The sequence below is a fragment of the Methylothermaceae bacteria B42 genome (assembly GCA_001566965.1).
GTDB lineage: Bacteria > Pseudomonadota > Gammaproteobacteria > Methylococcales > Methylothermaceae > Methylohalobius.
Genome location: LSNW01000018.1, coordinates 26,316 through 36,291, shown reverse-complemented (window position 1 = coordinate 36,291; position 9,976 = coordinate 26,316). Strand labels below are relative to the sequence as shown.

Annotated in this window: 8 protein-coding genes and 1 CRISPR repeat array; of the genes, 7 read left to right on the top strand and 1 reads right to left on the bottom strand. The window is 54.3% G+C overall.

Annotated features, from left to right (window positions below):
* Nucleotides 1–2 precede the first annotated feature (2 nt).
* From AXA67_08290 to AXA67_08265, 6 genes are read left to right on the top strand one after another with little or no spacing between them, the layout of a single operon-like run.
* Nucleotides 3–461, top strand: a complete 459-nt coding sequence (locus tag AXA67_08290) for a hypothetical protein (GenBank protein KXJ40859.1) — start codon at nt 3–5, stop codon at nt 459–461.
* 13 nt (nt 462–474) lie between these two features.
* A complete protein-coding gene (locus tag AXA67_08285; protein ID KXJ40858.1) occupies nt 475–939 on the top strand; it encodes a hypothetical protein in 465 nt (154 codons plus the stop codon).
* Nucleotides 940–950: 11 nt separating this feature from the next.
* On the top strand, nt 951–1,661 hold the full coding sequence (locus AXA67_08280) for a type III-A CRISPR-associated RAMP protein Csm3 (protein KXJ40857.1): 711 nt from the start codon (nt 951–953) through the stop codon (nt 1,659–1,661).
* 9 nt (nt 1,662–1,670) lie between these two features.
* Nucleotides 1,671–2,618, top strand: a complete 948-nt coding sequence (locus AXA67_08275) for a CRISPR-associated protein Csm7 (protein KXJ40856.1) — start codon at nt 1,671–1,673, stop codon at nt 2,616–2,618.
* The gene (locus tag AXA67_08270) at nt 2,615–4,276 is read left to right on the top strand and encodes a hypothetical protein (protein KXJ40855.1); all 1,662 of its coding nucleotides are present in this window, start codon (nt 2,615–2,617) and stop codon (nt 4,274–4,276) included. The genes AXA67_08275 and AXA67_08270 overlap by 4 nt, the downstream gene beginning before the upstream one ends.
* 2 nt (nt 4,277–4,278) lie before the next feature.
* A complete protein-coding gene (locus tag AXA67_08265; GenBank protein ID KXJ40854.1) occupies nt 4,279–5,544 on the top strand; it encodes a hypothetical protein in 1,266 nt (421 codons plus the stop codon).
* Between the two features lie 159 nt (nt 5,545–5,703).
* Nucleotides 5,704–6,235: direct repeats of the CRISPR family, unit length 37 nt; unit sequence GTCGAGAATGTGACCTGATTAAGAAGGGAATTAAAGC.
* 178 nt (nt 6,236–6,413) lie between these two features.
* Here the strand turns inward: AXA67_08265 and AXA67_08260 are convergent.
* Entirely contained in the window at nt 6,414–7,487 is a 1,074-nt protein-coding gene (locus AXA67_08260) for an isovaleryl-CoA dehydrogenase (GenBank protein KXJ40853.1), read from the bottom strand.
* Between the two features lie 495 nt (nt 7,488–7,982).
* Between AXA67_08260 and AXA67_08255 the strand changes: the two genes are divergently transcribed.
* On the top strand, nt 7,983–9,926 hold the full coding sequence (locus AXA67_08255; GenBank protein ID KXJ40852.1) for a hypothetical protein: 1,944 nt from the start codon (nt 7,983–7,985) through the stop codon (nt 9,924–9,926).
* The last annotated feature ends 50 nt before the right edge of the window (nt 9,927–9,976 follow it).

The window sequence follows — 9,976 nt, the reverse complement described above, 5'->3', positions numbered from 1 at the left end:
TGATGACCAAGCCGGGTATGCCGGTGGCGCAAATGGGCGAGATGGCGGAACAGGCGCTGGAACACGCAAAAAGTTACGAGGGCAAGAACGCCGTGACACTGTTTGGCCAAACCGTTTCCTGGAAAGATTTCGACGACTTGTGGCAAACCCTGGAAGCCATCGAGGAGAAAGACGACCAGTTCGACCTGAGCACCTGCTATCTCTACCGCTTGCAAGACTTGGCAGACATGGCGGAAAACCTGAAATCCGACCATCCCCGGCTGGAAAACGCCATCTGGCGCTCCTGGTTCAGCTACCGCACCTACCGGATGCTGGAGCAAACCCTCAAGGGCAAGGACAGGCAGAACGAGCGCGAGCGCCGAATGCAGGAACTGGCCAAGATTCTGAGTGACCCCATCGAGCGGTATGGCAGCCGCTTCAAGATTCCGCTTTTTATCCACCTTTACCAGCAGCGCAGCTGAAGGAGTAAATGACATGAGTTATCCAAACCAGAAAAGACACGGCGGCGATCCCCGGAAGGAACGCCAACCCATTTACGAGGGAATTAATTTTTCAGATGTATCAGAAAACCTTTTTAGTGAAATACCCGAACGAATAGCTAAGAAGCTTGGAAGCAACGGGTCGAGCAACAAGCCATCCCAATTGAGGAACTTTTACAATGAAATCGTCATGTGGGAAGAAAAAAGCCAAACAAAAACAGACGACGAGTTCAGAAAGGAAATTCTGCCCTTCCTAAAAATGTTAAAGGCGAAAGCAGCTTATGCGCATGGCCGCAACAACAAAAACAATGACCCTAACAAGGGGCTCGTCGATAAGAACTTTCTAGAGTTACTTACCTATTGCCTGAATCAGGTGCAAGACAAACAAACCATGAGCCATTTTAAGCTGTTCATGGAATCCTTCATGGGTTTCTACAAGCTCGTCAGACCAAAAGACTAGGGAGATAGATCATGAAACTGGACAAAATCTCAAAACTGACCGGGACGATCGAACTGGTAAGCGGCTTGCACATCGGCGGCGGCAACACCGAAATGCATATCGGGGGCACGGACAACCCCGTCATCAAGAACCCGGTTACTAATCAGCCCTACATCCCCGGCTCGAGCCTGAAGGGAAAAATGCGCAGCCTGATGGAATGGCATGCTGGAGTGGTCGGCATTGCCGATGGCAAGGCACTGGCGATCAAGCATATCGACAAGCTCAATGGCAACCGCGCCCAGGGCATCGAGATATTGCGTCTGTTCGGCTATGCCCCCAGCGGCGGCGGCCAGGATGATCCAAAGCTTGTCGAGGAGATCGGCCCGACACGGCTGGCATTCTGGGATTGCAACCTTGATCCCACTTGGGTGAAGGAGATGAGCGACAACAACCTTCTGCTCACTGAGACCAAGATGGAAAATTCCATCGACCGCATCAAGGGCACGGCGGAAAACCCGCGCAACACCGAACGGGTTCCCGCTGGCGCGCGTTTTGATTTCCAGCTCACCATCAAGGTGATCGACGGCGAAGACCTGCTTGATCCCATTCTGCGTGGCCTGAAGCTGGTGGAACTGTCCGGTCTTGGAGGCTCGATTTCGCGGGGTTACGGCAAGGTGGCGTTCCGTGATTTGGCGCTGGACGGTGAGCCGGTGCAGGACAAACTGGAACAGGTGCAAATTTAAGGAGACGATATGGAAACCCTGATTGCCACCCTGCGCCCGCGTTCCGCCTTTGGCGGGCCGATCCGGGGCGACACGCTGTTCGGCCAACTTTGCTGGGCGGCGCGGCATCGCTGGGGCGAGAATCGTCTGACCGAACTGCTGCAAGGCTATACCGAAGGACAACCGTTCATAGTTGTCTCCGACGCCTTCCCGGCCAGCTACCTGCCACGCCCGGCGTTGCCCCTGCACCGCTTCGACGAAGTACCCGATGCCGAGCGCAAAGCCGTGAAGAAAAGGCGCTGGCTGCCCCGCAAGCATTTTGCCAGGCCATTGCGTCAATGGCTCAACCACGCCGTGCCCGACAGCGACATCTCCAGCGATGAGCTGATGGCCGCGTATGTCCAGCCGCACAATACGATCAACCGGATGACCGGCACGACAGGCACCGGCGAATTCGCACCTTACACCATGGCGCAGCACTGGTTCGCGCCCGGCCTACATCTCGACCTCTATATCACAATTGACAGCAAACGGCTGTCAATGGAAGAAGCAGGGCAGCTGCTGCAAGACGTTGGCCGTATGGGTTATGGCCGCGACGCCAGTATCGGCCTGGGCAAATTTGACGTGAAAGATACCGTCAGCGGCAACTGGCCTGCACAGGAAAATGCCAACTGCATGATGACGCTCGCACCCTGCGCGCCCCAGGGTCAGGGTTTCGACGATGAGAAAAGCTGGTACCAGCCATTCACCCGTTTCGGACGGCACGGTGACGTGGCTGTACATACTGGACGGCCTTTCAAAAACCCTGTACTGATGGCAGACACCGGCGCGTTGCTGGCCAGGCGCGATGGCGTGGTTGCCGCATTTTTCGGCCAGGGACTGGGTGGTAATGGTCAGAAGCTATCCAATGCTATCAAATCCACCGTCCATCAAGGTTATGCACCAGCGTTGCCGGTACGATTGGAGGAAACATCATGAGCGGCATCCCCGAAACCCGAAAACTCTGGATTACCCCCTTGTCGCCGGTGCACATGGGAACCGATGAGGACTATACCCCCACCAGCTATGTGATCGACGGCAACGCCCTGTACGAGTTTGACCAGCGGGCGCTGGAAAATTTGCCGCCGGCCGAGCGCAGCCAGTTAAATGCCATACTCAACGGAAAAGCGACGCCGGATATGCTCAAGCAGGTGCAGGCGTTTTTCCACCGCAACCGAGAGTGGTTGATTCCGGCAGCGGCCAATGTGGTCAAAGTCAGCACTGAAATGGCGAAGCTGTATGAAGATCGGATTGGCAAGGCGGCCAATGTTGAATCCGGTGGCAAACAGGTACTCAATGCGCTGGAAATCGAGCGCGCCTACTACAACCCGACGGATCGGTGGCTGATGTTGCCGGGCAGTGGGTTGAAAGGGGCGATGAGAACTGCGTTGCTGGATGCGGTCAACCAGGGCCAACGTACTGAACGAGGGGAACGCAATCGCGAGCTGCAACAATGCCTGTTCCACTACACCATGCGCGAATTGCACAAAGACCCCATGCGCCTTGTCCATGTCGGCGACTGTGCCTGGCAAGGCCCGGAAGCCCTTAACAGCGCAGAAGTGCTCTTCGCCGTCAACCGCAAGAAACACCCGGTTACCAAGAACGGGAAAGAGGTCAGTTCTCAGGCCGAACAGCGAAACCTTTATCAGTTGCTCGAATGCGCCGCGCCGTTCCGTTTCCGTGCCTTCCGTGGGGTGCTTAATATTTCCGCTCCGGGAAGGGTAGAAAATGAACAAGGGAAATTGCCGGAACTTTGCTTCAGCTTTGGCGAAATTGCCACGGCCTGCAATCGCTTCTACCGTCCCATCTTCGAGCGTGAAACCGAACTGCTCAAAAAACGCGGCTTTCTCGACACCCAGTGGCGGAAAACGGTTGAAGCGCTGTTGAATGATAATAGCATCTGCAAGCGCCTCGAAAACAACGAAGCCTTCCTGTTGCGCGTCGGCCGCCACAGCGGTGCCGAGTCTGTAACGCTCAATGGTGTCCGCTCGATCAAGATCATAATGGGGAAAGGGCAAAAGCCAGACTGGGGAAAAGAGGCCAAAACAATCTGGCTCGCTACTGGCGACAAGGCCGACAAACGCTACCTCAAACCCTTCGGCTGGCTGCTGGTGGAAATGACTGAACCCGATCAAACAATTCCTGAATGGCCCGAAGCAGAAAAATTGATGGAGCAATACAACGACGCCATGTCGCAATGGCTCGCAGAGATTCGCGAGCGGCAATCCACACTTGCAGAAAAGGCCCGAATATTCCGTAAGGAACATGCTGCGCGTGAGGCAGCGGCAATCCATGAAGTGGAAGAAAAAGCGCACCGGAAAAAAGCGGAAGAAGAACGCCTGGCACAGCTTTCCCCGTTCGAACGTGAGCTGGAGAAAATCATTACCGCCAACCGCAATAACAATCCTGGTGCCATATTGTTTAACCAACTTATGGCTGGAGAGTGGGAGGATATCGGAGATCAACGTATTGTGGCGGAGAAAATTAAATCCTTGTGGCAAGAGGAAGGAAGATGGAATCCTGATTTTTCCGGCACGAATAAGCAGAAGGTCAAACAGAAACAGCGATGTCTGAAAGTACTGGAATATCTGGAGTAATCATGAAAACCACCCTTATTTGCACTGTCGGCGGCTCCCACGAGCCAATAGTCAAGGCCATACAGGCACTTAAACCGGATCACGTCTGTTTCGTTTGCTCCGGCGACGATCCAGCCACGGGAAACAAGGGCTCCTATACCCAGATCACCGGGAAGGGCAACGTCATCAAGGCGAACTTTGGGGATGACAAGCCGACGCTGCCGAATATTCCGGCACAGGTCGATTTACAGGAAGACCAATTTGCTGTTCTGCGCGTTCAGCCGGACAGCCTTGATGACATTTATCGTGCGTTGGTTGATTGGCTCAGGACGCGAGAACGTGACGCGGAGCGTATTGTCGCCGATTACACCGGCGGCACCAAGACCATGAGCGCGGCGTTGGTGGCATTTGCCCTTGACGAGGGGATCGAACTGCAACTGGTCAGCGGCAGCCGCTCGAATCTGGTGAAGGTGGAGTCCGGCGCAGAATATGTGATGCCGGCGGCGGTCGAGCAGAGCCGTTTTCGCCGTCAACTGGAGCGGGCCATGGACGCCTGGGAGCGTCATGCCTACGACGAAACCGCTTTTCTGCTGAAAAACATCCAGCCACCCGCCGACCCGGCGCTGCGCGGAGAATATGAGCGGGCAATCGATATCAGCCGCGCTTTTGCTGCCTGGGACCGGTTCGATCATGTATCGGCACAACGGGTACTTTCACGTTACCGCCCCCGCCTTGGCCGCCACTGGTGGCCATTGCTTGGCACACTGGACATGATGCTGAAAGAGGGGCGGGGGGAACCGCTGCGCCTGTTTGATCTGTGGCGCAACGCCGAGCGCCGCGCCACCCAGGGCCGCTATGACGACGCCGTGGCCCGGATCTATCGGTTGCTGGAATGGAGCGCTCAGTGGATCTTGCAATCCGCCGGCATTGAAACCAAAGACGTGCCGCCCGGGAAAATCCCCGAAGGCGTGGCATTGACGAAAAACCGCGAAGGCAAATATCAGGCCGGTCTGTTCGCTGCCTGGACCCTGGCCGCCGATTATGGCGGGGAAGTGGTCGCGGAATTTTGGAGATCACAGAAAGAGAGCATGCTGGATCTTCTGCAAAGCCGTAACCATTCCATTCTCGCCCACGGATTCAAGCCGATTTCTGAAAATGAATGGCAGGACTTCGCCCGGTGGGTGGAAGAAAAACTCCTGCCGCTATTACTGGCAATCTCGGCAAACGATCCCTGGCGTATCAAGGAACTGCCGCCACAATTGCCACGCTGGTTGGAGGCGTCCGAATAACCCTTGTCTGTTACGGGAGATGTGATAGATTAAAAAAGAATCTGAATTTATATAAATTCAAGTTATTTTGTTATAACCATGTTAACTTTTCTGGCCGTGCAATTTTCTTCATGGCGTGTTGTAAGTAATTGTATTAAAAGGAGAAAAAATAGGGGTGCAGTCGAGAATGTGACCTGATTAAGAAGGGAATTAAAGCTGGACTTTCTCCTGTAAAAACGTTTAACACTGACAGTCGAGAATGTGACCTGATTAAGAAGGGAATTAAAGCCCTCCTGGCAAAATAAATTCCACAATATAGCCGTCGAGAATGTGACCTGATTAAGAAGGGAATTAAAGCGCATTTTTTGTCACTCAGTTTCCTCTTCCTCTCTGTCGAGAATGTGACCTGATTAAGAAGGGAATTAAAGCGCCTTACGTAAATCTGCCTTATCTAGCTGCCATTCGTCGAGAATGTGACCTGATTAAGAAGGGAATTAAAGCTTATTCGAGCCGTTATTATTCGAACACCCAGACCGTCGAGAATGTGACCTGATTAAGAAGGGAATTAAAGCACCTCCTAAAAGTTGATTTAACAGCCGCGCAAAGTCGAGAATGTGACCTGATTAAGAAGGGAATTAAAGCTCCAAAACGTTTCCAAAATGCACGCTTTGGTTGGTCGAGAATGTGACCTGATTAATAAGGGAATTAAAGTGAGTGCCTGCCGTCCCTGGCGAGAGGTATTCAGGATGACAGGCCCCGGCCCGGACGTTCTGTCCGGTCGTTCGCCCAGCCCCTTTTCCAGTTTGAAAAAGGGGCTGGGCTCACCCTGATTAAGAAGGGATTAAAGGTAGAAAATGAGTCATCATGCGGCTGTCAAAAGCGTCAGATCATCAGGAAGCCCGGTTTTTTAACCGGTAACCTTCTCCCGTCCCCAACAACGCGGCAATCAGATTTTTCTGGATTTCCGAGGTGCCGGAGAATAGTCTGCCCGAGGCGGCGTCGTTGAGCCATTCTGACATGCCGGATGAGGTTTCCAATCCTTTGGCGCCTAGAATATGGACAGCGTCCAGGGTGGATTGTAAAAAAGCTTCCGAGGCGACCAGTTTGGTCTGGGCGGAAGCCAGAGTCATCCTTTTGCCAGCATCGGCCAGCCGGGCGCATTCCTTCAACCAAAGCCGGAGAGTATCGAGGCGGGTGGCCATGTCGGCGATCCGGTGGGAAATAGCCTGGTGGCGTCCCAGGTGGCCGCCGCCGGTTTGGCGTTTGCGGCTGTGTTCAATGATTCGATCCAACTGCCATTGCATGGCGCCGGCGATGCCGGCATAGATAAAGGCGCGTTCCCATTCCAGGGCGCTTTGAATCATCATCAATCCCGCGCCGGGTTTGCCCAGCAGTCTTTCCGTGGGAATCCGGCAGTCGTCCAGGAGGACTTCCCCCATGGGCGCGCTCCGGCAGGCCATGACAGTGTGTTCGGCATTGGCATGAAAGCCGGGGTCGCCGCGCCGCAGCACGAAAGCCGAAGGCTTTTGCCGCAAATAAGCGTAGACGATCATCACGTCGGCAATGGGGGCGTTGGTGATATAGCGCTTGTGGCCATTCAGGCGAAAACCGTTGCCGTCATTTTCCGCGCGGGTTTGCATATCGGCGGGGTTGGAGCCTGCCTCCGGTTCGGTAATGGCGTGGCCGCCGATGAACGAGCCCGACACGAGCCCGGGCAGCCATTGCTGTTTTTGCCGCTCATCGCCAAAACGCAATATCGGAAACAGCGCGCCCCACAAATGGGCGTTGAGGGCCAGGATCAAACCAGGATCGTGACAGGTTTCGCCGGCCTTTTCGTGGTGGCGGATCAGTTCGGCAAAGGTATTTCCATGGCCGTGCCATTCCTTTGGAACGCCGTGGCCAAACAGGCCTTGCCGTCCGAATTGTTGGAGGGTTTTGGCGGTGTCTTCGGAGTTGGGCATCATATCAATCGGTTGAACCGGTATTTTTACCACCGGTGCAAATTTACAAAGCGATGTCCGTGACTTAAGGGTGAATGAAACAATTGATTTATTTCCTTTCGATTGCAGTTGCTTTCCATTGAACCTCCTCCCCCTGTATGCGCCGGCGGCCTTGCCGGCGTTTTTTTTCGTACCCTCGCCCCCAGCCTCTCCCGGAGGGAGAGGGGATCAATGCATGGGTCCATAACCCTCACCCCAGCCCCTCTCCCAGAGGGAGAGGGGATTCAAGGCACGGTCCGCCGCTCCCTCCCCCGCAAGCGGGGGAGGGTTGGGGAGGGGGTAACTTGCCCGCAAGCCGATATCAGGATTCCTTGCCAGACCGCTCATTCCGTTTGAGGGTTGTTTTGGAATGACCGTGCGCAACCTCCGGTTTGGTAATTTTACCACCAGGGAAAATTTTCTGGCTTGAGTACGTGTTAAAGGGGTGCAAATTAACCAAACAACGAAAGGAGAAACATGATGCGTTATCGATTGTTCAACCCTTTGGCCGTATCCATCACCGCCGTTTTGGTGGGCATGCCCGTGGCTCAAGCCGATCAGCCGCACGCGGTGGATTGGAATGCGGTGGTTCAGGCCAAATCCGGTGGATTCAATCCTGGCCGCACGCCGGGAGGAGATGACAGGGTCGTCGTGCAACTGCGCCATGAAGAAAAAGTCGCAGTCGAAACCCCCCTGTTAGTAGTATTCCCCAAATGCGCGAACGATCCCGAAGTACAGGGGAAACCGGTCTTGAATTTGGATGAAATTATCCGCGACCCTTCGGTGCAGCCCCGCATTGGGGATGACAAAACCTGGGATCCGCGCTGGAAAGTGTGCGTTGACCGCCAGGCATTTTTACTTTATCCGGGAGACAGGGCGGACCTTGAATTGAACGTCGATTTTGTGCGTCCGGTTTCCGAAGGCATGTCTCCCCGGATCACCGGCACCATTTATCAAGTGCCCTGGTATTGGGCGCGAAAGATTAACGATCCTGATATTTTGGCCCGTTACAAGCATCTGGTGCATCCAGCGGCGGCTGTCACCGTGGATTTATATTATCGTCTGGATGCCAACAGCCGCCGGTGGAGAGCCGGCGATTATGAAACCATCTTCGGTTCTCCCTCAAAGGGTGCCGCTGTGACCCGGGACTATTACCAGGTGATGGATAGCATGCCGGTGGCGGTTCGCGATTATCGGGAAAAGCGGCGTTTGCCCAGGCTTTCGCCGAAGCCGAATTTCAGATTGCCGCTGAAACAAGTGTATGAACTGGGAAGCGGCAGTGAGCAAGACCTGCCTGATTTAATCATCAATCCCCAGGTGTTGAAACCATCTGTTTTCAACAGGGCTAAGCTGGCCGGCCATGGTTCGGTCAGTCATACGCTGAGCGGCGTTTTTTCCACCAAATGGAGCGCGGATCACAGCCTGCATCCCGGATTCGGTTTCCGGGTGGAAGCCTGGACCCGGGAAAACGGCTTTTGGCAAAAACTGGCCAGCGACTGGGTGCAATACAATGGCCATTGGACCTTGAATGTGCCAGCCAGCAAAGGTTACCGTGGCGATCACCTGCGCATTCTTTACCGCTCCTACAACCGCTATTATCAGCCACAAAATAAGGATGGCGATACCTATTCCTGGCGCGATCCCGATCAATACAACATCGGTTCCAGCTTTTACGCGGGTCATCGCTATGCGGATACCGACGGTGGCGAGTTCAACAGCGTCGGTGAACTGGTGGATGCGGCCATGAATATGTGGTCCCGGCTGTATTGGGATGGCAATATTGATCCGGTAAACTCTCAACCCATCAAATTCCACTTTCCCAATACCTGGAATAATTGCGGTGGGAACAGCCCTTGGAGTTGTGCAAGTTGGGATGGGCTGAATATCTGGTTAATTCCTTCCCATGGCCGTCAGGCGAGGGTGGTAACCCATGAAATGGCCCACGCTTTGCAAGGTAAGTTCTGGCACAAAAAGTGGCCGGCAGGCAGCGGTGGCAGCCATACTTTGAGCGGTTGTTATCCAGATCGTCTTGGCATGGCGCTAACGGAAGGTTTTGCCAATTTCATGCCAGCCTGGGTAGGTTATCCCAGCCGTAATGTGGCCGATGGCGGTTTTAGCAGCGGGCGCTGGGCGCTTGGGCTTGATGCGGAAAAACGCACAAGCCCGCCCAATTGCAGCAATGGCTGGGAGAATGAAACCTGGGTTGCCCGGACTTTCTGGGACCTTCACGACAAACACAGCGATGGCAATGATATCCTTTGGTTTATTCACAAGGGCGCGGTAATCAGCCTTTACCTGGGCAATGGCGTGGCCAACAATGGTGATGCCATGGATATGCGGGATTTTGAAACCATTTACCGCAACGCCGCAAGTCCAGGCCATCAAGGGTATATTACCGATATATTCGAGCAAAACCGGATGTAATCTTAAGTAAAATGCAATTCACTCATAGCGCCGGCTCTCTAGAGCCGGCG